At 64.1% G+C, this 22,516-nt stretch carries 21 protein-coding genes; 7 read left to right on the top strand and 14 right to left on the bottom strand.

The window, feature by feature from the left end; translation table 11 throughout:
- Nucleotides 1–185 precede the first annotated feature (185 nt).
- Nucleotides 186–1,592, top strand: a complete 1,407-nt coding sequence (locus tag JLZ96_RS15720; protein WP_201010536.1) for an FAD-binding oxidoreductase — start codon at nt 186–188, stop codon at nt 1,590–1,592.
- On the opposite strand, the gene JLZ96_RS15715 is transcribed toward JLZ96_RS15720, so the two are convergent.
- From JLZ96_RS15715 to JLZ96_RS15705, 3 genes are all read right to left on the bottom strand, one after another.
- Nucleotides 1,576–2,682, bottom strand: a complete 1,107-nt coding sequence (locus JLZ96_RS15715) for a CdaR family transcriptional regulator (protein ID WP_201010535.1) — start codon at nt 2,680–2,682, stop codon at nt 1,576–1,578. The two genes, JLZ96_RS15720 and JLZ96_RS15715, sit on opposite strands and share 17 nt — an antisense overlap.
- A gap of 78 nt (nt 2,683–2,760) precedes the next feature.
- Complete coding sequence (locus tag JLZ96_RS15710) at nt 2,761–3,069, bottom strand: hypothetical protein (protein ID WP_201010534.1); 309 nt, start codon at nt 3,067–3,069, stop codon at nt 2,761–2,763.
- Nucleotides 3,070–3,103: 34 nt separating this feature from the next.
- Nucleotides 3,104–4,405: an NAD(P)/FAD-dependent oxidoreductase gene (locus tag JLZ96_RS15705; protein ID WP_201010533.1), complete on the bottom strand. Its 1,302-nt coding sequence runs from the start codon at nt 4,403–4,405 to the stop codon at nt 3,104–3,106.
- Between the two features lie 257 nt (nt 4,406–4,662).
- Between JLZ96_RS15705 and JLZ96_RS15700 the strand changes: the two genes are divergently transcribed.
- Entirely contained in the window at nt 4,663–5,253 is a 591-nt protein-coding gene (locus JLZ96_RS15700) for a TetR/AcrR family transcriptional regulator (protein ID WP_201010532.1), read from the top strand.
- 96 nt (nt 5,254–5,349) lie between these two features.
- Here the strand turns inward: JLZ96_RS15700 and JLZ96_RS15695 are convergent, their stop codons facing one another.
- From JLZ96_RS15695 to JLZ96_RS15680, 4 genes are all read right to left on the bottom strand, one after another.
- Nucleotides 5,350–6,810 (bottom strand): APC family permease, encoded by a 1,461-nt coding sequence (locus JLZ96_RS15695; protein WP_201010531.1) that lies wholly within the window; start codon nt 6,808–6,810, stop codon nt 5,350–5,352.
- 191 nt (nt 6,811–7,001) lie between these two features.
- Complete coding sequence (locus JLZ96_RS15690) at nt 7,002–7,733, bottom strand: histidine phosphatase family protein (protein WP_201010530.1); 732 nt, start codon at nt 7,731–7,733, stop codon at nt 7,002–7,004.
- A complete protein-coding gene (locus JLZ96_RS15685) occupies nt 7,730–8,740 on the bottom strand; it encodes a phosphotransferase enzyme family protein (RefSeq protein WP_201010529.1) in 1,011 nt (336 codons plus the stop codon). The genes JLZ96_RS15690 and JLZ96_RS15685 overlap by 4 nt, the downstream gene beginning before the upstream one ends.
- A gap of 327 nt (nt 8,741–9,067) precedes the next feature.
- Nucleotides 9,068–9,871 carry an SDR family NAD(P)-dependent oxidoreductase gene (locus JLZ96_RS15680; protein ID WP_201010528.1) on the bottom strand — a complete coding sequence of 268 codons (804 nt, stop codon included), beginning with the start codon at nt 9,869–9,871 and terminating at the stop codon, nt 9,068–9,070.
- Between the two features lie 293 nt (nt 9,872–10,164).
- On the opposite strand from JLZ96_RS15680, the gene JLZ96_RS15675 reads away from it, so the two are divergent.
- The 5 genes from JLZ96_RS15675 (at nt 10,165) to JLZ96_RS15655 (ending at nt 14,947) form a co-directional block, all read left to right on the top strand.
- A complete protein-coding gene (locus JLZ96_RS15675; protein ID WP_094695304.1) occupies nt 10,165–10,788 on the top strand; it encodes a TetR/AcrR family transcriptional regulator in 624 nt (207 codons plus the stop codon).
- Nucleotides 10,789–11,030: 242 nt separating this feature from the next.
- On the top strand, nt 11,031–12,164 hold the full coding sequence (solA, locus tag JLZ96_RS15670; protein ID WP_201010527.1) for an N-methyl-L-tryptophan oxidase: 1,134 nt from the start codon (nt 11,031–11,033) through the stop codon (nt 12,162–12,164).
- Between the two features lie 10 nt (nt 12,165–12,174).
- The gene (locus JLZ96_RS15665; protein ID WP_201010526.1) at nt 12,175–13,146 is read left to right on the top strand and encodes a phosphotransferase; all 972 of its coding nucleotides are present in this window, start codon (nt 12,175–12,177) and stop codon (nt 13,144–13,146) included.
- Nucleotides 13,147–13,211: 65 nt separating this feature from the next.
- Nucleotides 13,212–14,297: an S-(hydroxymethyl)mycothiol dehydrogenase gene (locus tag JLZ96_RS15660; protein ID WP_201010525.1), complete on the top strand. Its 1,086-nt coding sequence runs from the start codon at nt 13,212–13,214 to the stop codon at nt 14,295–14,297.
- A 2-nt stretch (nt 14,298–14,299) separates the two neighbouring features.
- On the top strand, nt 14,300–14,947 hold the full coding sequence (locus JLZ96_RS15655; protein WP_201010768.1) for an MBL fold metallo-hydrolase: 648 nt from the start codon (nt 14,300–14,302) through the stop codon (nt 14,945–14,947).
- 180 nt (nt 14,948–15,127) lie between these two features.
- Here JLZ96_RS15655 and JLZ96_RS15650 read toward each other — a convergent pair whose 3' ends face one another.
- The 7 genes from JLZ96_RS15650 to JLZ96_RS15620 all read right to left on the bottom strand — a co-directional run bounded on the left by JLZ96_RS15650 (nt 15,128) and on the right by JLZ96_RS15620 (nt 22,443).
- Nucleotides 15,128–16,558 carry an aldehyde dehydrogenase family protein gene (locus JLZ96_RS15650; RefSeq protein ID WP_201010524.1) on the bottom strand — a complete coding sequence of 477 codons (1,431 nt, stop codon included), beginning with the start codon at nt 16,556–16,558 and terminating at the stop codon, nt 15,128–15,130.
- 149 nt (nt 16,559–16,707) lie between these two features.
- Complete coding sequence (locus JLZ96_RS15645) at nt 16,708–18,015, bottom strand: aspartate aminotransferase family protein (protein WP_201010523.1); 1,308 nt, start codon at nt 18,013–18,015, stop codon at nt 16,708–16,710.
- 233 nt (nt 18,016–18,248) lie between these two features.
- On the bottom strand, nt 18,249–18,881 hold the full coding sequence (locus tag JLZ96_RS15640) for a TetR/AcrR family transcriptional regulator (protein ID WP_201010522.1): 633 nt from the start codon (nt 18,879–18,881) through the stop codon (nt 18,249–18,251).
- A gap of 99 nt (nt 18,882–18,980) precedes the next feature.
- Nucleotides 18,981–19,355 (bottom strand): hydroxyphenylacetyl-CoA thioesterase PaaI, encoded by a 375-nt coding sequence (gene paaI, locus JLZ96_RS15635; protein ID WP_201010767.1) that lies wholly within the window; start codon nt 19,353–19,355, stop codon nt 18,981–18,983.
- A gap of 23 nt (nt 19,356–19,378) precedes the next feature.
- Entirely contained in the window at nt 19,379–19,696 is a 318-nt protein-coding gene (locus JLZ96_RS15630; RefSeq protein ID WP_201010521.1) for an EthD family reductase, read from the bottom strand.
- Nucleotides 19,693–21,720 (bottom strand): phenylacetic acid degradation bifunctional protein PaaZ, encoded by a 2,028-nt coding sequence (gene paaZ / locus JLZ96_RS15625; protein ID WP_201010520.1) that lies wholly within the window; start codon nt 21,718–21,720, stop codon nt 19,693–19,695. The genes JLZ96_RS15630 and paaZ overlap by 4 nt, the downstream gene beginning before the upstream one ends.
- A 111-nt stretch (nt 21,721–21,831) precedes the next feature.
- Complete coding sequence (locus tag JLZ96_RS15620) at nt 21,832–22,443, bottom strand: TetR/AcrR family transcriptional regulator (RefSeq protein ID WP_027494651.1); 612 nt, start codon at nt 22,441–22,443, stop codon at nt 21,832–21,834.
- Nucleotides 22,444–22,516 lie beyond the last annotated feature (73 nt).

Raw genomic sequence — 22,516 nt, 5'->3', positions numbered from 1 at the left:
AACCGGATAAAACTCACCGTCCATTCGGTCGGTAATTACTGTGACCGGCGCCACCGTAGTTTGTCAAGGTGGTCGCGTGCATAACAAGGCCCTGCCCACACTTCGTCGGAAACTACCGATCGAGACCTCGTGCTTCGTCCGAAACGACGCAGACATCGACAGCGCCGCCCGACATACTCGAATCCATGACTGCTCCGACCACCCTCGTTCTCCATTCGCCGGTCATCGACGAACTGATGCGCGCCCTCGGTGCCGACGCGGTGGTGACCGACCCGGACATCCTGCAGAGCTTCCGGCACGACGCCGCCGCTCTGTGCGAATCCGCCCTACCCCTGGCGGCAGTGCTACCGAGCACCGAATCGGACGTACAGGCGATCATGAAAATCGCATCGGCACATCGCATTCCCGTGGTGCCGCAGGGTGCATTGACCGGCCTGGCGGGAGCCGCGAACGCCAGCGTCGGAGCCATTGCCCTCAACACCCGGCGGATGAACAAGATCGTCGAGTTGGACGTCGTCAACCGCACCGCCGTCGTGCAACCCGGTGTCACGAACAAAGAGCTGAAAGATGCTGCCCTGCAGCAGGGATTGACGTACCTCCCCGACCCGTCCAGCTGGGAGGCGTCGACCATCGGCGGCAACATCGCCACCAACGCCGGCGGTCTGTGCTGCGTGAAATACGGCGTCACAGCACGGTTCGTCCGTGGTCTGCGCGTCGTACTCGCCGACGGGCGCGCCACGTTCGTCGGTCGACGCACTGTCAAAGGCGTGGCCGGGCTTTCCCTGGCCGAACTGTTCGTCGGATCCGAAGGCACACTCGGAATCATCACCGAGGCAACCGTAGGTCTCGACTTTCCGGCTGCCACTCCGCTGACCATGGCCGCGACCTTCCCGTCGACTGTCGCGGCCGGTGAAGCGGTGACGCAGATCCGGGCCGCCGGTATCACTCCGAGCCTGTTCGAGTTGCTGGACCGCACCACCATCGCCGCGATCGACGCGTACGCCCGGATGGACTTCGGCACCGACGCCGCGGCCGTGCTGATCGCTCAGTCCGATATCGGCGCGGGCTCTGTGCAGGAGCTCGAAGCCATCGCCGCACTGTGCACCGCAGCCGGGGCAACCGATGTGGCCGTTGCCGAGGATGAGGTCGAATCGGAACAGCTCGTACAGGCCCGTCGTCTGGCGTACCCGGCACTCGAGCGTCTCGGCTCACCGTTGGTCGACGATGTGTCCGTTCCTATTTCGCAGCTCGCCGCAATGATCGACGAGGTTGGACGCATCGCCGAGCGCATCGGCATCGTCATCGGCGTCGTCGGCCATGCAGGGGACGGCAACATCCATCCGACGGTCATCGTCGACCCGATGGACCCGTCATCGTTGGTCAAGGCACACCGCGCGTTCGACGAGACTGCGGCATTCGCCCTCTCGCTGGGCGGGACCATTACCGGTGAGCACGGCGTCGGCCTGCTCAAACGCGATCTTCTCGAGACCGAACTCGATTCTGTTGCAGCGGAACTGCAGCGCGGCATCAAGGAGCTGCTCGACCCGCATTACCTGCTCAACCCAGGGAAGGTCCTCACCGCCCGGTCGTGAGCCGCAGCGACATCCACACCAGTAAACGGGTGTCCACGTCGTCGAGATCGAGACCGAACAACTCCTTGGTACGCCGAAGTCGGTAGCGAAAGGTATTGGGGTGCAGGTACAGCGATGCTGCTGCGGCGGCGACATTGGACTCGTGTGCCAACAACGCCAGCACCGTCGCGGCGTACTCGGTACCTTCCGAGGCATCGCAAGAAAGCATCCGCTCGACGGCAGGCAACGCCAACGGTAGCCCCGACAGAGCTGCCCCTGCCCTACGCAGTGTGGCGTCGACTCTGATGTCATCGAATACGACTGTCGGAGAACTATCTTGGCAGGCGTCAAGCGCCCACTGCGCATGCACTCGGGCAGTCACCGGGCGCTCCTCCGGTCCACCGATCGCGAACGTCACCGGAATACCGAGGGCCGACATGGCCCGACGTCGAACAGGCTCGAATTCGCCCACCGCAAAAAGTTCGGACTGCACTACCAGGAACACAGCGCCGTCGAGCACTACAGCGCCCGAGTCTTGCTGCTGCCCGAACGTCAGCTCGAGCATCCCCCGCAGTCGCGACGCGGCGGCTTCCGGCCGGTCGGACTGCAACCGGGTCGCCAGCACCGTGTAGAGCTGACCCTCTGGTGTGACAGCGACCGGATCGGTCAGTAATTCACGTGCCCTGGGCTTTTCGACGACGTCAGCCTGCGGCCGCCGACTGAGCAACGGCACTGCTTCCGCTGCTGCCCGTTGCAATGCCGCCCGCGTTGCCGACTCTGGCGGCGACACCGCCACGGAGGGAACTATGCACCAGATCGAACCGAGATACTCGTCGCCACTAGTGACCGGCACTGCCAGGCGAGGCAACACCCCCGCTACGGCGACGACCCGCACTGTGGAACTGCGTCGGAAGTCCTCGTCGGTGTGGTGTGCCATGTACTCGGCCGGAACCTGCTTGCCGAGAATCCCGTCACGCCGCACGTCGTCGATCGGTTGTCCGGGCAGCGACGAGTAGGCCACGACATAGCCGGCCGGGTCCATCACCGATACCGCGCCGCCCACAGCAGCAGCCGTGGCGTCGGCCAAGGCAGACAGATCGGCAGTGGTCATCCTGTCACCGTACTTCCGAGCTGACGCACCCCCACCATTGTCGGCAAACTACGAGCAGGTCCAGACAATGAGGTTCGGTCAGGCGAGTGGACTGACAGCATCCTTCGGGAACTCGGTGACCTCGATGCCGACGCCGGACAAGACGGAGAAGAAGTCGGTGAAGGCCGGAAGATTTTCGGCATCGGCGTTCGCGGCGTTCGCAGCGTCGAGGGTTTCGTAGATCCAAACGTCGAGATACGTTCCGTCGGAGCGCTTTCCGACAAGCGGCACAGACATCAGCGCAGCGTGGGCGGCTTTGACCTCGGTGATGGCGGCGGTACGGCGTGCGATGAAATCTGCTTCGTCGGTGGTGATGGTGTAAGTGACCAGTTCGGCGCAGTACGTCATGGTGAGTCTCTTTCTCGAAAAGGGATGGGTGGGGTTATGAAAGTGCGTGCAATACGCGGTTACTGACCTTCATGGCGCTTTCGATGGCACCGTCGATGAAGCCTGCCCAGCCTTCGGCGTAATCGCTGCCGGCCAGGTGAACGTGTCCGAGCGCAGTGGCTGCTGCAGCTTGGACACCGTCGAGCTGGTTGGGCCGCAGCATCGGCCAGGTTTGACCCGACAGTGGGTCTGCAACCCAGTCGTGTCCGTCGACGGCGAGGACCTCGATCTCGGGGATCCACTGTCGCAGTGCATCCTGGACCTCCGCGCGATCGGTGACGTCGATTCGCGTGTTGTCGGCACCGAAGGCCACGATCAGACTGTCACCGTCGACGGTGTACTCGTACTGGAAGAAGTTCAGCGCGCAGCTCGTGGGCCCCAGTGCAGCCACTCGTCCGATGTCGCCTTCGATTCGTGCCCATACCTTCACGCCGGTGGAGGCTTGCCCCTCTGTGGCGATGGAGGCAATGGCGTGTGGCAGTTCCGGCCCGAAATCGATGGTGCCGAGGACATTGAGGGGAAGGGTGACGATGGCTTCTCTGGCGGTGATGGTGGAACCGTCGGTCAGTGTGGCCACCACCCCGTCGCCGGCGTGGTCGATGCGGGTGACGCATGAGTTCAGTTTTACGTCTGCGGTGGATTGGGATGCGATCGCATCGAGCAGCGACTTGGTCCCGTGTTCGAGTTTGTAGGTGGCGCATGCCTCGAAGAGCAGCATCCAGTTGCCGGCGGTCAGGGCGGCCCATCGTAGAGCCTGGGTGTAGGCGCCGTTGGTGGGATAGCCGCTGAAGTTCAGTCCCCACATTCCTTCGACCAACGCCCACTGTTCCTCATCGAGGTCTAGCTCTGCGATTTTGTCTGCGATCGAAATATGGTCGAGGGCTATGAGTTCGTCGCTGACGGGGGTGAACTTGAAAGGGTGCGGTAGGAGCTCGGCTGCTCGGTCGACCGTCTGAGACATGCCTGCGTCGAGGAGCTCGAAGATACGTTCGGCAGGGCCGGTACGGATGTCGTCACCGACCTTCCACAATCCGCGCTCGGGAACGGGACTCGATACCAGCGGGAGGTCGTAGCGAGCGATTTCGGCCCAAATGTGCGGCTGGGTCCAGTGCACCCATGTCCCGCCGATCTCGAGATCTTTCCCCAATTCACTGGGGCGCGTCCATGTTCGGCCTCCGAGCCGATCACGTGCCTCCAGCAGCAAAACCGAGGCACCGCGTTGGGTCAATTCTCGTGCAGCGGTGACTCCGGCGAAACCGCCACCGACAATCACCACGTCATGATCGAACGTTGTCATAGAACTGTGCTCTCTTTCAGGTGGTCAGCAGGACAGTGGATCTCGCCCACACCGCTTCGGTGAGTGGTGAGCCGCGAAGCTGCTCGTTGGTGCTGGGCGGCGATGGACGTCGGTCGGTCTGCGGTTGAATGTCGGCAGACCCAGTCGAAACTGGACAAGTGGACAACTGTGACTGCCGACACACAGCATGCACCTATTGACTGAACTGGTCAAGTGGATAGATTGCGCCTACTGGAAAAAGATGCGCCAATTGAGCCATGACGGATCCCGACGCGCCGCCGCGGCGAACGAGCCCTCGATACGGCGAAGGCCGCGGTGCCCTGCTCTCTGCTGCGGTGCACGTCGTCGCCGAGCGTGGTCTACGGAAGTTGACCTATCGTGAAGTGGCGCGACAAGCCGGTGTCGCTCACGGTTTGGTCGCCCATCATTTCGGGAGCGGTGAGGCCTTGCTGGAAGCGGCGCTGGAGTTCTCGCTGCACAACAGCGTGACTGCCATCAGTAGTCGCCCAGGAAGTGGCGACATAGAAGCGCTGCTGGACGGCCTGTCCTCGATGATCGACGCCAATCCATACGATCAAGCGTTTCAGTACGAGCTCATGCTCGAATCGCGTCGCACGCCGGGATTGACGGTCCACGTGCGGGCCATTTACGACGCCTACATCGAGGCTCTTCAGCGCGAACTGTCTGCCGCTGGAATCGATCCGGACCCCGCGCTGTGCCATCTGGTCTATTGCGCGGCCGATGGTTTGGTGTTTCACCAGATCACCCTGGGCAATCCCGCGCTGATGGATCGGTCACTTCACCATCTGCGCGCGTTGCTCGAGCTCGGCAGACACGGTCTCCGCTGACACCGGAAGAACTGAAGCTCTGTTGGTCGAGTCGCGTGACCACATAGAGCCTCCGGCCCCAATCGGGGGCCGGAGGCTCTATGCAGGTGGGTGAAGTCAGACCAGTTCTGCTTCGTAGTTGACACTGGGACGGATTGTGGCCCAGAGGAATCCGGCGATCGCGAAGATCGGGATGAGCAGAAGTAGCCATTGCGCGATGCCGCCTTGGCCGCCGAGCAGGACGTCGTAGTTGCTCACCGCGAGGTAGGCGACGTAGGCGAAGCCGATGACCGCCAGGACCGGGCTGATCTTGGTGGTCCACGGGTTGGTTTCGAGCTTGGTGCGGGCGAAGAAGGCGAAGATCGAGATCGAGGTCATGATCAGGATGACGATCAGGGCGGTGGTGCCCAGGGCGAGCAGCCAGCTGTAGGTGACGGTGTAGGCGTCTGCGCCTGCGAGCTCGAATCCGATCAAGACGATGCCGACGACGATGCCGACCACCGCGGCGGCGGTGCGGGGGGTGCCGGACGTCGGGGCGGCAGTGCCGAGTCGGTGCGGGAGGACTCCTGCACGGCCGAGAGCGTAGAGGTAGCGGGCGAACATGTTCTGGAAGCCGATGAGCATGGCGATGAAGCTGGTGACGACGAGGATCTCGAGTGTCGTGGCGAGCCAGGTGCCGACTTCTTGCTGGGCTACGGCGAAGACGAAACCTGCAGGGTCTTCGGTTGCTGCTGCCTGGACGGTGTCGTTACCGACCGAATTTCCCAGGGCCCACGTGGTGACCGCGTAGAACAGGCCGATGAAGGCGATGGATCCGTAAATCGCACGGGGGATGGTCCGGCGGGGGTTCTTGGCCTCTTCGGAGAACACCACCGTTGCCTCGAACCCGGTGAAGCAGGCGAACGCGAACAGGAAGGCCACACCCAGTCCTGGACCGGCGAGTGCGGATGGATCGAAGGCGGTCAGAGAATTTCCTGCTGCGCCGCCGCCGGCGATGATGGCGACGTCGAGGATGACGAAGACGACGATTTCGAGTGCGACCAGGACACCGAGCACCTTCAGGCTCAGGTCGATGCCGAGCATGGTCAGTCCTGTCACTGCTACCAGGACGACGAACATGATCAGTGCGCGGGGAATGTCGATGCCGAGTTTGCTGGCAATTGTGTCGTGGGCGAACACGGAGAACAGTGCCCACAGTGATGCTTGCAGGGTGCCGTAGAACAGGATCGCCAGGCCTGCACCGGCGGTGGCGACTCGGGCGCCGAGTCCTCGGGCGATGTAGGCGACGAATCCGCCGGCGTTGGTGATGTGTCGGCTCATGGCCACGTACCCTGCCGCGAACAGAACGAAGAGCAGCGCGGCCAGCAGATAGACCATGGGTGCGCTGGAGCCGCTTGCGGAGAAGACGACCGGTGACGCGCCGACGATCGCGGCCATGGGGGCGACGGCTGCGACGACGAAGAAGATGATCGCGGTGACGCCGAGGCGGCCGGGACGCAATCCCCCGCGTTCGGTGGCGACGGCACCGGCGGCGGGATCGGGAGAGTTGCTGGAGGTGGACGGCTGGGTAGTGGACATTGGGGACTCCGAGGTTGAGTGAAGTCGAGCGTGAGCGTGCGACGGCGGGTACAGGCACCGGCAGGGGTGGGCCGTGCGGGCGGCTACCACCGTCGGACGAGAAGAGTGATTCAGATCACTGAACGCATCGCTATCTTCATGCGTTAGTAGGTCATTGTCAATAGCTGTCGGTCATATCGTGAACGACTCGTTCAGGAATGTGCGGCGCTGGTAGCGCTGCTGTGGGCGTGCGCCGGGTGTGACCGTTGTGCGGTCTCGTCGGCAGGGGTGAGGTGGGTGGTGTCGTTGAATGTGCGCAGGCGATATGCGCCATCGGCGTGGTGGACGATGCGGGTGAAGGAGCCGTTTTCGACGTCGACGAACGCGAAGGGACGGCTGCCGGTGGTGGATCGGCAGATCTCGGCGACGACTCCGCCGTGGACGAAGGCCACGGCGGTCGATCCCGCAGGTGTCGTGTGAACGATCGTGTCGAGGCCGCGGTGTACGCGGGCGCGGAAGGTCTCGGCGTTTTCGGCACCGGGGATCAGGTCCCATCGCTCGTCGGCGAAGACTCGCTCGAGCAGTGGGTCTGCGGCGCGGCGGCGGTGTTCGTACTCGCTTCCCTCGTAGTCGCCGAGGCAGACTTCGCGCAGGTCCGCGATCACCGTGGGGGCGATTCCGAGGGCGGCGGCGGTGGGTTCGGCGGTCTGCGCCGTGCGGCGCAGCGTGGTGACGAACAGGGCCGTGCGGGCGGGGTCGAGGGTGCGTAGTCGGTGTGCCACGGCGGTGGCCTGGGTGACGCCGCGGGACGAGAGGGGAGGATCTGCGTGCCCGTCGAGGAAGACGCCATCGGTTGTGGCACTGGAGGATCCGTGCCGAACGAGGATGATCTCGATCGCTCCTGCGGGCACGGTGAACGGGGCCTGGAGGTCGCGGTCGATCACAGGCTCGCCGCGTGTCGGGTCAGTATGGCGTCGGACCAGTCGCAGGTGCGCTGGGCCAGGCCTGGGAGCATCTCGCGGCTGACCGCGATGTCGGGGTTGTTGCCCAGGAATGCGATGGTGAGCATGCGCCGCATCAGTAGGAAGGTGTCTATTTCGCGTTCGTGCTCGAGGGGTAGTTCGCGCACGGAGCGGTAGCCCTGCAGCCAGGCGTCGATGAATTCCGGTGCTTGGGGGTGGTCTTCGGCGAAGGTCAGTGCCGTTGCCAGGTCGTACATGAACCAGCCGGGTCCGCAGTCGTCGAAGTCGATCAAGCGACAGCGATCGCCGTCGACCAGCAGGTTCGCTGCACGCAGGTCCGCGTGGATGAGGCCGTATCGGTCGGATCCGGACCCGTAGGAGTGCAGCCGGTCGCGAACGAACGATTCCACTCGGGTGAGCTGTTCGATCTGGTCTGTCTCGACGACCCCTGCGCGCCAGTCTCCCCAGCGGGCCGCGGGACCGAACGCGGCGTCGAAATCCCAGTCCGGGCGGCTGAACCACTGCGGACGCGTCCATTGCGTCGAGTGCTCGTGCAGGTGTGCGGTGATGGTCCCGAGTTTGGGCATCACCGCGGCGAGGTCGTCCTCGTCGGGGTGCTCACCGCTCACGCACTCGAAGAGACTGACGTGGTAGTCGAGGTCCGATCCGGGCGGGCGGACGGAGATGACCGTCTTGCTGTCCGTGGACAGATGCACTGCAGGAACCAACGATTCGGAGGATTGCCCCAGGCTGGCGAGCCAGGCGAGTTCGGATTCGCGGACACGCAGATCGTGCCCACCGGGGCGACTGATGCGGGCCACCACGGGAGGCGCTCCGTCGGGCCGAATCCGGTACGACACGTTCTCCGATACCGGGAGCTGTTCGGGGATCAGGTCCGTCGGAAGCCTGAAGCGTGGAAGCGCCAGTGCGAGAACGGCTTCTGCATGCTTGAGAGTGTCGGATGCGCTGACGGGTGAGGCTTCGGGCATGGCCGGGATTCCTGTTCGGTGTGTTCGGAACGAGCGCTGACTGCTCGCGTCGAGATATCGGTGCCGAGCTGGAGAGCAGGTCGGGCATCCGGACCGGGTCGACGTCGCGCTGGACCGTGACGGGTTGTTCGACGAGCTTGATCGAACGGGCCGGAGTGGAGGACTTCACCGAACATATGTCGCACATCTCACAGAAGCAAGACGGTGTGGAATATTTTTGCATGGGTCGTTCAATTTTTACATCGCCGAAACAACACGGACTGTCCCAGCCGACGCGTATTCGTGCACCGACCTGTACTCGAGCAGGTCGGCGGCTGGTCATCGGCTCTATTGGTCGCGAAACGCCAGTGTCGACACATCGAGCAGAGTGGATCCGCCGTCCGCGGCCAGGACGTCTCCGGAGACGAACGATGCGTCGTCGGACGCCAGGAAGGAGACGATGCCGGCTATTTCCGAGGGATCGGCGACGCGCTGGAGTGGGGTGTCGCGACTGACGCGAGCCAGGGCACTGTCGAGGGTGCCGCCGTGAATGTCGATGACGGTGGCCATTTCGCTCTCGCTCATCGGTGTCCTGACCCATCCGGGACAGACGGCGTTGAACCGGATGCCGTCGGGACCGTAGTCCACGGCCGCTTGCTGGGTGAGCATGATCAGGCCTGCCTTGGACACGCTGTAGGCGGCCAGCCCCGGGAAGGGCCTGCGTCCTGCAACGGAGGAAATGTTGATCACCGACCCCCCACCGCTGCGGCGCAGGTGCGGGATCGCGGCGCGACTGACCAGCATCGGACCGGTCAGGTTGACGGCCAGGGCGTCGTTCCATTCACCCAGATCGCAGTCCTCGATCGATCCTAAGGGGCCGATGCCCGCGTTGTTGACCACGATGTCGAGCCGCCCGCCGCCGAGTTCGACTGCGGCTGCGACCGCGCGGTCCACGTCCGCCGGTATCGACACATCGGCTACACAGACTCCGACGCGTTCGTGCGGCATCGATGCGCGGACCTCTTCGAGTGGGCCGTCGCGGCGTCCCACCAGGCATACTGCGGCACCATCGCCGGCCAATCGCTGGGCTATCGCGGCACCGATGCCGGTTCCGCCGCCGGTGATCAGGGCCGTCTTTCCGTCGAGCTTCATTGCTGCTCCTCTGTGTCGGTTTGCCATGGAGATCGCATGACGTGGACGATCGTGCTGCATACCCCGGCTGGAGCCGGCGTCGATGAATCGCTGCGGCACGCAGTCGACCCACTATGCGGCAGGGGTGTGACCTGCGCCATGGACATCCGCGCACAGAACTCGTATTTCTGCGCATACAGTTCTCTTTACGAACGGATACTGTGAAACCTGTAACACCCGGACGCAAACTGAACGGGTGATACGTTTTCGGTCATTCGATCGGCGCGACCAGCGACACGGACCCAGGAGTGCGGATGGCGAAAGGTTCAGCGGCAGGCACACTCTCGCTCCGCGAGCGAAACAAGATCCGCACGCGGCAAGAGCTGCTGCAGTCAGCACTGGAGGTCTTTGCCGAGGTCGGGTATGGCGGCGCCACTGTCGAAGCCATCGCAGCCTTGGCGGGAGCGTCGAAGGTGACGGTCTACACCTACTTCCCCCAGGGGCGAGAAGAACTCTTCCGCGAGCTCTACGAGCAGATCAACACCGAGCTCCTCGAACGTGCCGCCGTCGTCTACAGCGAGCCCGGCGACTTCGCAGACCACATCCAGGCCCTGGCCCGAGCCCTGTTCGACGTCGCCGAGCGCCCACTGCAGGGCAGGTTCTATTCGATCGACGACCCGGCACTCGATCAGGCTGTGAACCCGGTCCGTGGGCATGCCTCGAGCGTGTGGATCGGCCTGATCTCCGAGGATCTCGCACATGCGGCCGCTCGCGGAGAGATCGGTACCGACAACCCGGATGCCCTGGCCACCCTCATCGTCGGTGCCATGCGGTGGGCTCTGACCGATATCGCGCGTAGGCGTGCAACCGCTCACGATCTGCTGGCCGGGCTCGACGCACTGGTCCGCGGACTGTCGCATCGACACACCGTCGCCTGAACGGCACCTCCGCGAGCAATAATTTGTACGGTTAGTTCAAAAATAGATCTCTCCGTCTTGACAATTGTCGACGTGGACCTAAACTGAGCGCTACGGAGTGAGCGAGCTCACTCGATGTCCTCGGTGGTCCTGCTTTCGCATCGCGCGCATCCCAACGCACGCAGAGCAGACCGCGAACACTGCTCGTCGGCTCGTCCGAGCCAACTCCACAGCAACACCTCGACAGAAGGAGAGTGGCGGCGATGTCGCGCTTTGACGTAATCATCATCGGAGCAGGAACGTGGGGCAGCTCCACCGCCTGGCAGCTCGCCGAGCGCGGACACAAGGTCCTCGCGATCGATGCCTTCACTCCCCCGCACGCACACGGATCTCACGCGGGCGCAACCAGACTCGCGCGCCAGTCCAACAGCACCGGACCCGAATACGTCGAGCTGACCCAGAAGGCGTTCGCTGCCTGGAAGACGATCGCCGACCGTACGGGCATCGAAGTGATGAAGACGACCGGCAACGTCTTCGTGGGCACCCCCGGTTCGAAGTGGTTCGACAACACACTGAGAAACCTCGAGGCCTCCCCCTTCGAACACGAGATCTTCACCGGTGACGATGCTCGTGCCCGCTTCCCGCGCGTTCGGATCGCCGACGGCGAGTTGGCGGTGTGGGAGCCCAACGCAGCAGTCTCGCAGGTACAGCCCTCGATCCACGCGATGCAGCAACTCGGCCGCGAGGCCGGCGTACAGGTCAAGTACGGCGAGAAGGTGCTGGACTGGACCGCCGACGATCACGGTGTCGTCGTGACGACCGCAGCGGGCCGATACGAGGCGGACCGCCTCGTCGTCACCGTCGGTGCCTTCTCCAATTCCGTACTGGGACTGGACTTCCCCACCCGTGTCGAGCGCCAGGTTCTGGCGAATTTCGCGATCGATCCCGCCGCACCCCGATTGCCGTCGCTGTACGTGGCTGCACCGGCCGGCGACGATTCGGCACCGTCGTACGGGTGCCCCGAACCCGACGGCACATTCAAGGTCAGCGTCCCCGGCAAGGGCAACGTCATCGACCCCGACTCCCTCTCGCAGGATGTCACCCAGGCCGACCTCGACACAGTGCTGTCCTTCGTGCGCTCCCGTCTCCCCGAGATCACCGGTGACCCGGTGGCAACGACGGTGTGCATGTGGACCGAATCCGAAGACGGCCACTGGCTGATCGGTCGCCACCCCGCCCACGAGCGTGTCGTTCTCGGTGCCGGCTGCAACGGCCGAGGATTCCGTTACGCCCCGGTCATCGGCAGCATCCTCGCCGACATGACCGAAGGCACCGACCACGCTGAACTCGCCCGATTCGATCTCGGACGGTACGAGATCGCGTCGACTCGGGCCTAGGGGCTCAGCGATGTCGAGCACCAGCGGTTCCACCGACGAGACAGGTTCCACCGACGAGCTCGGCCACCACGAGGATCAGGTGCGCCGGGTGTTGGCGCAGATTCCCGGCCTCGATGCCGGCGGGGCCTCTATCGCCTGGTTGACCGGCGGCGGTGCACACAAGAACTTCCTCGTCACCGTCGGCGAGCGCAGATTGGTGGTCAAACTGTGGAACACGATGTGGGAAGGCGTCGGAGTCATCCCACCGTCCGCAGTGGTCATGCAGAACACCGTCCTTGCCGGGCAACTCGGAATCGGAGCGCCGGTGGTGTCGGTGGTGACCGATCCGCTCGCGCTCGCCATCGACTACTTGCCCGGGTGCACCCCGCTCGATCCCACCGGAGACCTGTGGGTGCCGCGCCTGGCGGCTTCGGCGAAAGCGTTGCACGACTCACCGATTCGGTTCAACAACGACTACAACGCGTTCGCCGAAGCCCGCAAGATGTTCGCTTCCGCGCGGCAACGCGGAGCAGAGCTTCCCGATGATGTCGACGACCTGTGCGACCAGGTGCATCGTGTGGAGACCGCACTCGATCTGCGTGTCAACGAGTTCGTGCCCTGTCACAACGACCTGTACGGCCCCAACGTGCTCGAGACCGAATCCGGCGAGCTTCGGCTGATCGACTACGACCTCTCGGGCAACGGCGACCGTTGCTACGACCTCGGTTTCGCAGCGGCGTACTTCGAGATGGATCACGACACCATCGGAATGTTCTGCGAATACTACTTCGGCGAGAACAACTCTCATCTCCTCGCGCGTACCCGCCTGTTCGCTGTGGCGTGCAACTGGGCCACTCTCGCTCTGTGGAGCGTCGCGATGACGATGGGCGACACCAACGACGATTACGACTATCGCGGTGAGCTCGACGACAGCCTGCGTCGACTGCACCAGACGTTGAATGCTCCGGACTTCGGTGCGTTGATGCGCGCCGCAACACGGTGACGGCCTCACACCTCCGCACCGGAATTCCGCCCGAGAATGCTCGGCTCTACTGCAGAAAGAAGCCCATGCCTGAAACCGTCCGCGGCGTCATTGCCCGATCCAAAGACGCCGAAGTCGAGCTCGTCGACATCGTCATCCCCGACCCCGGTCCCCACGACGTCATCGTGAAAATTCAGGCCTGCGGGGTCTGCCACACCGACCTGACCTACCGTGACGGCGGCATCAACGACGAATTTCCATTCCTGCTCGGCCACGAAGCCGCCGGGATCGTCGAGACCATCGGCGACGCCGTCACTCACGTGTCCGTCGGCGACTTCGTCGTCCTGAACTGGCGCGCGGTCTGCGGAGAGTGCCGCGCCTGCAAGCGCGGCCGACCCTGGTACTGCTTCGACACCCACAACGCCTCACAGAAGATGACCCTCACCGACGGCACCGAACTCACCCCCGCATTGGGGATCGGCTCGTTCGCCGACAAAACCCTCGTCCACGAAGGACAGTGCACCAAGGTCGACCCGACCGCTGACCCCGCCGTCGTCGGACTCCTCGGCTGCGGTGTGATGGCCGGGCTGGGAGCAGCGGTCAACACCGGCAACATCACCCGTGGGGACTCCGTGGCGGTGATCGGTTGCGGCGGAGTGGGCGACGCCGCCATCGCCGGAGCGGCCTTGGCCGGTGCGTCGATCATCATCGCTATCGACCGCGACGACACCAAACTCGATTGGGCGAAGGACCTCGGTGCCACCCACACCGTCAACGCCTCGTCCGTCGACCCCATCGCTGCGGTCAGAGATCTCACCGGTGGTCATGGTGCCGATGTCGTCATCGACGCCGTCGGGCGTCCGGAGACCTGGAAGCAGGCGTTCTACAGTCGCGATCTCGCGGGCACCGTCGTCCTCGTCGGTGTCCCCACCCCGAACATGCGGGTCGAGATGCCGCTGCTCGATTTCTTCTCCCATGGCGGAACGCTCAAGTCCTCGTGGTACGGCGACTGCCTGCCCGAACGCGACTTCCCGACCCTGGTGGACCTGCACATGCAGGGCCGGCTGCCGCTGGAGAAGTTCGTCACCGAACGCATCGACCTCGGCGATGTCGAAAAAGCTTTCGACCGCATGCACGCCGGCGAGGTCCTTCGATCGGTCGTGGTCCTGTGAGCGTGGAAACACTCGTCAACGCAGGCGGTGTGCGGATCGAGCGAGTCGTCACCTCGGGGGTGTTCGCTCTCGACGGCGGCACCTGGGAGGTGGAGAACAACATCTACCTCATCGGTGACGATACCGATGTCGTGGTCATCGACGCCGCCCACACGGCCGCGCCGATCATCGAGGCCGTCGCCGGACGCCACGTCAACGCTGTCCTGTGCACCCACGGTCACAACGACCACGTGACCGTCGCTCCTGACCTGGGACACGAGCTTCACGCGCCGATTCTGCTGCACCCCGGTGACGATGTCCTGTGGAAGCAGACGCACCCCGATACCGCCCATTGGACCCTCGACGACCGTCAGCGGATCGCTGTGGCCGGCACCGACATCGAGGTCATCCACACCCCCGGCCACTCCCCCGGCTCGGTCTGCCTCTACCTGCCCGAGGTCGGTGTCCTGTTCTCCGGAGACACCCTCTTCTCCGGCGGGCCCGGTGCCACCGGGCGGTCGTACTCCGACTTCCCCACCATCATCGGATCGATCCGCGACCGGCTTTTCGCCCTCCCCGAAGAGACCACCGTTCTGACCGGACACGGCGATGGCACCACCATCGCCGCCGAATCACCCCACCTCGCGGAGTGGATTGCTCGCGGTAACTGACTCGAATCCGTACGCATTCGACACACGACTATGGCGGGCCGCCCCAAGGGGAGGCCCGCCATAGTCGTGTCCATACATTCGACAAGTGTTGTCATGCAGCCCTGTTCGGTGCTCACTACACAGCGATGCCCGGCACGTTCGGTAAAGAAAACGTGCCGGGCATCGCTGGTTCGGGGCCGATCAGTAACTGATGATCTGCGGTGCGCCCAACTGCTTGAGTCCTTCGACACCGAACTCGAGGCCGTAGCCGGACTGCTTCGCGCCTCCGAACGGCACTCGGGGATCGACGGCACCGTGCTTGTTGATCCACACGGTCCCGGCCTCGATCCGTGCCGCCACCTCGCGGGCCTGATCGATGTTCGACGACCATACCGATGCGCCGAGACCGACATCGAGGGCATTGGCCATCTCGACGGCCTCGTCGACCGTGGAGTAGCGGATGATCGGCAGAGCGGGCCCGAACTGCTCCTGGGTGACCAGGTCGTTGTCGTTGTCGATATCGGCGACGAGCGTGGTGGGGTAGAAGTAACCGGCCTGGCCTGCTTCCGGATTGCCGCCGGTGAGAACGCGGGCTCCGGATGCTTTCGCGGCGTCGACCAGAGTGGCCACGATGTCGAACTGTGCCTTGTTCTGCAGCGGTCCGAGGACGTTGTTCTCGTCCAGTCCGACGCCCATCGGCATCGCCGCCGCTACCTCGACCAGGGCATCGCATACTTCGGTGTAGACGTCGTCGTGGACGTACAAGCGCTTGAGCGCGGCGCAGGTCTGTCCAGTGTTGATGAATGCTCCCCAGAATAGATCCTGCGCAACAGCTTTGGCGTCGACGTCGGGAAGAACGATGCCGGCATCGTTGCCGCCGAGCTCGAGGGTCAGACGCTTGACGGTGTCGGCGGACGATCGGATGATCGCCTTGCCGGTCGCCGTGGAACCGGTGAACATGAGCTTGTCGATGTCGGTGTGAGAGGACAGCGCCTCGCCGATATCGCGTCCGCCCGCCACTACGTGTAACACCTCTGCGGGCAGCTGACTGTTGATGACATGGACCAGAGCGAGCACCGACAGTGGGGTGTATTCCGATGGCTTCATCACCACGGTGTTGCCCATGCGCAGTGCCGGGGCCAACTGCCAGACACTGATCATCATCGGCCAGTTCCACGGGCCTATCGCACCGACGACGCCGAGTGGGCGGTAGTGCAGCTCTGCGTGTCCCTCGCCGTCGTCGACGACCTTCTCGGGCTGCAGATCGAAGCTCGCTGTGGCCCGCAGCCACGAGGCGCAGGCGCCGACCTCGAACCGCGCGTTCGGCCCGTTGAGGGGCTTGCCCTGCTCGCGTGAGAGCAGTTCGGCGAGGGCCTCGGTGTTGGCTTCGACGGCGTCGGCGGCACGCATCAGGTAGGCGCTGCGGTCACTGTGACTCGTTGCAGCCCAGGCGGTCTGGGCGGCGCGCGCCCGTGCGATGGCGTCTTCGAGGTCGGCGGTCGACTGTTCGGGAGCTCGGCCCACGACGGCACCGGTGGCGGGGTCGAGAATCTCCCGTCCTCCACTGGAGGGCTGGATGGCGTCGAGCAGCTGCTGCACCGAGAGTGTGTCGATGTCTGTGGTGATCGTCATGGTGGTTCCCTTTCGAATGTGACTCACGTCATCAAAACACACGGATAGGTCAATATCTAGACGTATCGTTCAAAATTCGTGAGAAATATTCTGCGGTAAGGGATTCGCCTCTGTGCGGAGCGCCCTAGCAGACATGTCGGGCGACAGGGTCAGCGGCGAATCTGCTGGAGCGAGGCGGCGAATGCGTCGAGGGCGATCGGTACGTCGTCGACGCCGAACGCCAGCGGCGGACGAATTTTCAGGACCTCGTCGTGTCGACCGATGCGTCCGATGAGCACGCCGTTGACGCGCATGGCATCGACGACGGCTTTCGCAGTGGGCCCGTCGGGTTCACCGGTCGCCGCGTCGACGAACTGCATACCCATGAACATGCCGGTCCCGCGTACCCCCGTGAGTCGGTCGTCGCCGTCGACCAGCTCGTGAAAGCCCTTCTCGAACAGCACCGATGCGGCCTGTGCCCGCTCGAGCAGGCCTTCGCGGTCCATCACGGTCAGCACCGCATGTCCGGCGGCTGCAGCGGCCGGAGTGGTGGCGAAGGTGTTGAAGTAGGTGTTTCCGGCGGAGAAGGGCTCGACGATGTCGGCGGGGGTGATGACTCCACCGAGTGGGAAGCCGTTACCCATCGGCTTGCCGAGGACGACCATGTCGGGGAGGAAGCCGGCGCACTGGAAACCCCACATGTGATCGGCGGTGCGCCCGAAACCGCTTTGCACCTCGTCGCAGATGACCACTCCGCCGGCCTTGTGGACGCGTGCGCACAGCCCGTCGATGTATCCCTCGGGAAGGTCGGGCAGGCCTTCGGTGGAGAAGAGCGGATCGAACAGCACGGCCGACAGGCCGTGCCCGGACTGTTCGAGATCGGTTATGGCAGCGTCGATCTGGGCCAGAGCTTCGGCGAGCGAGAGCGTCGATCCGCGGGTGTCGGGTGCGGTGAACGTGCGTACGTGATCGCCGAGCGGGCCCGACATGGGAAGGCCGGTGGTGACGGCAGCCATGGCCTGGGTGTTGCCGTGATAGCTGTGATCGCTGATCAGGATCCCGGTGTGGCCGGTGTGAAAGTGCGCCATTCTCAGAGCGAGGTCGTTGGCTTCGGACCCGCTGTTGGTGAAGAACATTCGGTCCAGCGAGTGAGGGAATCGGGAGAGCAATGCCTCGGCGTACGCGATGGGGGTGTCGGTGAGATACCGGCTGTGGACGTTGACCGTCGAGAGCGCGCGGGTGATGGCCTCCACAACAGCGGGGTGGCAGTGCCCGACGTGGGGGACGTTGTTGTAGGCGTCGAGGTAGACCCGCCCGTCCGACCCGGTGACCCGCACTCCGGTGGCCGAGACGATCTGCAGCGGGTCGTCGACGTAGAACATCGGGGTATGCGGGCCCAGCACGGCGGAGCGCCGCCGTAGCAAGTCGGACGAGCCTGATGCCGGGAGGGAGGTGGTGTCGGAACGCAGTGCAGTCATCGGAAACCTCAGAGTAGGCAGGACAGGGTTGGGTGACCGAACGATCGGCTACCGCGTCTCCTCTGCCCGGAGTTTCAACCCCACACAGCGCGGGTGGCTCACCGGGGAGCGCCACGGTGAACGCTGGTGACGGCGTTCACTTGGGTGAACGCACTACCAGCATCGCTGCCTGCAACGACTTAGTCAAGACGATGAGTATAAAAAATGAACGAACAGATCAGACCTTCGGCCGATCACGAGGACTTGGACACCACGCCCTCGGCCAGGGTGCGCATCGCATGAGCGACGTCGTCACCGGTGCGGCTGCCTCGCGCGACACTGGTCAGCGCCGAGCGCATAGCACCGGTCAACAGTTCTGCTACTACGTGAAAGTGATCTGCCGGAGCGGTCTTCCGTTGTTTGGACGGCACGCTCGCGGCATAGTCCTCGGCAATGTGCTCGGCAATGACGTTCGAAGCGTGACCACGGACGAGCGTGAGTGCTTGATCCAGCGACGGATCTTCGATCGCATAGAAACGGCCGAGACGCGGACGCGACGCGATATCTGCAATTGCCAGAGTCATGGCGACTATCCGGCCCGCGAAGTCGTTCTCGGATGAGTAGATCTCGGCGGCCTTGTCGATCAACTCGTCGTTGACTTCCTCGTAGAGCTCGCAGAAGAGCTGTTCTCGACCTTGCGGAAAGTAGGTATACAACGTTCCCTTGGCGGCACCGGCCCGCTCGGCGATGTTCTCGACCGACGCAGATCCATAGCCGGATTCGGCAAACACCTCCAATGCAGCGTCGAGGAGTTCGCGTCGTGTACGAATGCGGTTTCGCTCACGAAGAGTCAGCCTCGGAGCCTGTTCCCCGGCGCTCACTCCCATGGTTCCGCTCCTCCTATGGCATCGACTGCGCTCCGACCCATGCCGGATTTCACCCTACGGCCAGATGGTATACGCGGCGCGGTCGATCTGTTGCAATGGCTAAGCCTTGGCAGCGATCGTACGACTGTCCCCTCGAAATTCGGCGACCAGCTCGCCTCGACACGTCACCGAGACGTCGTACAGCCCGTTTCGACCGAACCTCGCGCGCTCGACCGCGTCCGCAACCAGCACATCACCGACCTTCGTCGGACGGAGGTACCGGATGTCGCATCGGGCAGCTACGGCCGAGTCCTCGTGCGAGTTGCAGGCCATAGCGAACGTCGTATCCGCAAGCAGGAAGACGTATCCGCCGTGTGTGATGGCGTAACCGTTGACCATGTCCTCGGTCACGACCATCGACATTCTCGCGTGACCGGGTGACAGCTCGATCAGTTCGATACCGAGCTTGCGGGACGCGGCATCGACCTCGAACATCTCCCGCGCAATAGGCGAATCGCTCACGGCTGCAGCACCGAACGCTCGTTCTGGGTGAACATCGTGACGCCACCGGTCGCGAAGTTCCGCAGATCCTTGCCTGCCGCTGTCATCTCGGGCGATGCCAATGCTGCCTTCAGCGATGCCTCGTCCGCGAAGTACAGACTTGCGATTGCGTAGTAGGGCGGCGGGGACTCGTCGAGCGAGTCGAGCGTGCCCCAGGTGAAGTCGACCAGGCCGGGAACTGCGCGAGCGAGGGGCACGTGCACCTCGGTGTAGTGCCGATCGAAGGCGGCAGGGTCCTCGGGTATTCCGTAACAGACGGCTACTCGCACGCTCATGACGCGGCCTCGGGCTTCGCGACCAGAGTGAGTACGTCGTAGGTGGCGACGGGGTCACCGTCCTGGTTGACGACCACTGCGTCCCACCGCACCTCGCCGTAATCGGCACTTTGGCGCGGTGTGATGAGCTTGGCCGTCAACGTGACCGTCAGCGAATCCTCGGCCTTGACCGGCGTCAGGAAGCGCAGGCTGTCGACGCCGAAGTTCGCCAGGACGGGGCCCGGTGCCGGGTCGACGAACAGCCCTGCGGCCAGCGAGACCACCAGGTAGCCGTGCGCCACGATGCCGCCGAACAACGGATTTGCCGCTGCCGCTTCGGGATCGGTGTGCGCGTAGAACGTGTCGCCGGTGAATTCGGCGAAGTGATCGATGTCGGCGCGGGTGACCTGTCGTGGGCCACCGACGATGGTATCGCCCAGTCGCAGTTCGCCGAGGTTCTTGCGGAACGGGTGAACGTCGCCGGTCGTCCGCTTCGCTCCGGTGACCCACTTGTTGCCGATGGCCGTCAGCACGTCCGGGGTTCCCTGGATTGCGGTGCGCTGCATGTGGTGCAGGACGCCGCGGATACCGCCGAGTTCTTCACCACCGCCTGCGCGGCCGGGTCCGCCGTGCACCAGTACCGGTAGCGGCGAACCGTGACCGGTCGATTCCTTGGCGTCCTCGGAATTCAGGACCAGGATGCGCCCGTGATACGGAGCGGTGCCCAGGACGATCTCGCGCGCGATGGCCGAATCTTTGGTCACCAGAGATGCGACCAGAGAGCCCTTTCCGCGGGCGACGAGGTCGAGCAGGTCCGCGGTGCTGTCGTAACCGATGACGGTGGAGACGGGCCCGAATGCCTCGATCTCGTGCGGTTCGGGTGCGCTCTTGTCGCCGGCCCGCAACAGGACCGGCGCCATGAAGGCACCAGGCCGTGAATCCACGGTCTCGGGATCACCGAAGACGACGGACGCCGACTTGATCAGTCCACGAATGGATTTGAGGACCTCGTCGCGCTGGTCGATGCTGGCGAGTGCACCCATGGTGACGCCGTCGTCCTGCGGGTCACCGACGACGACCTTGTCGAGCCTGGCCTTCAGCGCCTCGATGACGGGTTCGACCGAGTCCTGCGGCACCAGCACGCGGCGGATGGCCGTGCACTTCTGGCCGGCTTTGGATGTCATCTCGGTGAAGACACCTTTGACGAACAGATCGAACTCCGGATCAGTGTGTGCCACATCGGAACCCAGGATGGACGCGTTGAGAGAATCGGCTTCCGCCGTGAAATGGAGTCCCTCGCCGACGACGTTGGGGTGTGAGCGCAGGGTCGCAGCGGTATCGGCCGATCCGGTGAAGGCCACCGAGTCCTGGCCGCCGAGGTGGTCGAGGACACCGCGGGCACTGCCACACAGCAACTGAACCGACCCCTCGGGCAGCAACCCCGACTCGATGATCCGACGAAAGACAAGCTCGGTCAGGTACGCAGTTTGGCTGGCGGGCTTGACGATCGAGGGCACGCCCGCGATGAACGCGGGTGCCAGCTTTTCGAGGAAGCCCCAGACGGGGAAGTTGTACGCGTTGATCTGCACGGCGACGCCGCGCCGGGAGGTGTAGATGTGCTGACCGAGGAAGGTGCCCTTCTTACCGAGCTGCTCGATGGCACCGTCGAGATAGACCGTCTCGTTCGGGAGTTCGCGTCGAGCCTTGCTCGCGTAGCTCAGCACGGTGCCGAAACCGCCGTCGATGTCGACGCCGGAATCGCGGGTGGTGGCTCCGGTGTGCCGGGAGAGTTGGTAGAACTCCTCTTTGCCGGCCAGCAGCGTGAGACCCAGTTGTTTGAGCAGGGCTGCACGCTCGTGGAACGTCAGGGCTGCGAGCGCGGGCCCTCCGACGGTCCGGGCGTAGTCGACCATGCCTGCGACGTCGAGACCACTGGATGACACCCGGGCGATCTCACTGCCGTCGACGGCGCTCGGCAGCGGCGTTCCCTCGTCGGTCGCGGAATACCACGTGCCCTGGGCATAGCTTTCCAGAAGTCTGCTCACAACGCCTCCATCTCACCGTACGTTCGGTCGGTAATTACCATCGCCGTCGAACGCCGAGAAGTCAAGACCAGGAGTGGAGCCTGCGGAACGACCCGGCTGAGCATGCCCTCGCTACGTGCGGCGCAGGCCGTCGAAGGTCAGAGCCACGACGGCGTCGGCCAATTCCTCGACGGATCCGCCGGTGCGCGGGCGATACCACTCGATGAGCGAGTTGACCGTGCCGAAGACGAGCTTGGACGCCAGAGCCGGGTCGACACCGGGACGCAGGTCGCCCTCCTCGGCGGCGGCGACGACGAGCCCGGTGACGAACGTGTCGAATTCGCGCCTGCGGGCGAGAGCGCGCCGCTCGACGTCGGTGTTGCCCCGCACCCGCAGCAGCAGCGTCACGTAGGGCAGTTCCGCGCACAAGATGTCGACGCTGCGACGCACCAGGTATTCGAGGCGATCGATGTACCGCCCGGTGGTCGCCCGATCCTCGGTCGTCACGGCGAACAGTGCGTTGAGAGCCCGCGACAGCGCGAGTTCGAGCAACTCGGACTTGCCCGATACGTGGTGGTAGATCGACGACTTGGTGATACCGAGCCGCTTCGCCAGAATCTCCATGCTGGTGCCGTCGTACCCACGGTCGTTGAAGACCTTGACCGCCACGGCCAAGAGGGAATCCAGGTCGTATCCCGGCCGCCCTGGCTGTCCGGTCTTGCGCGGCGCGCGTGCGGTTGTCATTGCCACATCTTCGCAGTCGGCGGACGATTCCACAGCACCACGGGCAGCAGTCCTTGCCAAACGACCGAATGTT

This window comes from Rhodococcus sp. NKCM2511, from assembly GCF_014905595.1.
GTDB lineage: Bacteria > Actinomycetota > Actinomycetes > Mycobacteriales > Mycobacteriaceae > Rhodococcoides > Rhodococcoides fascians.
Note: the sequence above shows the minus strand (reverse complement) of the source record. Positions and strands in the feature narration are given on the sequence as shown.

What these genes read in the sequence shown, in the direction of transcription:
- JLZ96_RS15660 (WP_201010525.1), top strand. Translation starts at nt 13,212, where the DNA reads ATGCCTGAAACCGTCCGCGGCGTCATTGCCCGATCCAAAGACGCCGAA.
- JLZ96_RS15710 (WP_201010534.1), bottom strand. Translation starts at nt 3,069, where the DNA reads ATGACGTACTGCGCCGAACTGGTCACTTACACCATCACCACCGACGAA.
- JLZ96_RS15720 (WP_201010536.1), top strand. Translation starts at nt 186, where the DNA reads ATGACTGCTCCGACCACCCTCGTTCTCCATTCGCCGGTCATCGACGAA.
- paaI (WP_201010767.1), bottom strand. Translation starts at nt 19,355, where the DNA reads ATGTTCGAGGTCGATGCCGCGTCCCGCAAGCTCGGTATCGAACTGATC.
- JLZ96_RS15645 (WP_201010523.1), bottom strand. Translation starts at nt 18,015, where the DNA reads ATGACTGCACTGCGTTCCGACACCACCTCCCTCCCGGCATCAGGCTCG.
- JLZ96_RS15630 (WP_201010521.1), bottom strand. Translation starts at nt 19,696, where the DNA reads ATGAGCGTGCGAGTAGCCGTCTGTTACGGAATACCCGAGGACCCTGCC.
- JLZ96_RS15665 (WP_201010526.1), top strand. Translation starts at nt 12,175, where the DNA reads ATGTCGAGCACCAGCGGTTCCACCGACGAGACAGGTTCCACCGACGAG.
- JLZ96_RS15650 (WP_201010524.1), bottom strand. Translation starts at nt 16,558, where the DNA reads ATGACGATCACCACAGACATCGACACACTCTCGGTGCAGCAGCTGCTC.
- JLZ96_RS15715 (WP_201010535.1), bottom strand. Translation starts at nt 2,682, where the DNA reads ATGACCACTGCCGATCTGTCTGCCTTGGCCGACGCCACGGCTGCTGCT.
- JLZ96_RS15675 (WP_094695304.1), top strand. Translation starts at nt 10,165, where the DNA reads ATGGCGAAAGGTTCAGCGGCAGGCACACTCTCGCTCCGCGAGCGAAAC.
- JLZ96_RS15705 (WP_201010533.1), bottom strand. Translation starts at nt 4,405, where the DNA reads ATGACAACGTTCGATCATGACGTGGTGATTGTCGGTGGCGGTTTCGCC.
- JLZ96_RS15685 (WP_201010529.1), bottom strand. Translation starts at nt 8,740, where the DNA reads ATGCCCGAAGCCTCACCCGTCAGCGCATCCGACACTCTCAAGCATGCA.
- JLZ96_RS15640 (WP_201010522.1), bottom strand. Translation starts at nt 18,881, where the DNA reads ATGGGAGTGAGCGCCGGGGAACAGGCTCCGAGGCTGACTCTTCGTGAG.
- solA (WP_201010527.1), top strand. Translation starts at nt 11,031, where the DNA reads ATGTCGCGCTTTGACGTAATCATCATCGGAGCAGGAACGTGGGGCAGC.
- JLZ96_RS15620 (WP_027494651.1), bottom strand. Translation starts at nt 22,443, where the DNA reads ATGACAACCGCACGCGCGCCGCGCAAGACCGGACAGCCAGGGCGGCCG.
- JLZ96_RS15695 (WP_201010531.1), bottom strand. Translation starts at nt 6,810, where the DNA reads ATGTCCACTACCCAGCCGTCCACCTCCAGCAACTCTCCCGATCCCGCC.
- JLZ96_RS15700 (WP_201010532.1), top strand. Translation starts at nt 4,663, where the DNA reads ATGACGGATCCCGACGCGCCGCCGCGGCGAACGAGCCCTCGATACGGC.
- JLZ96_RS15680 (WP_201010528.1), bottom strand. Translation starts at nt 9,871, where the DNA reads ATGAAGCTCGACGGAAAGACGGCCCTGATCACCGGCGGCGGAACCGGC.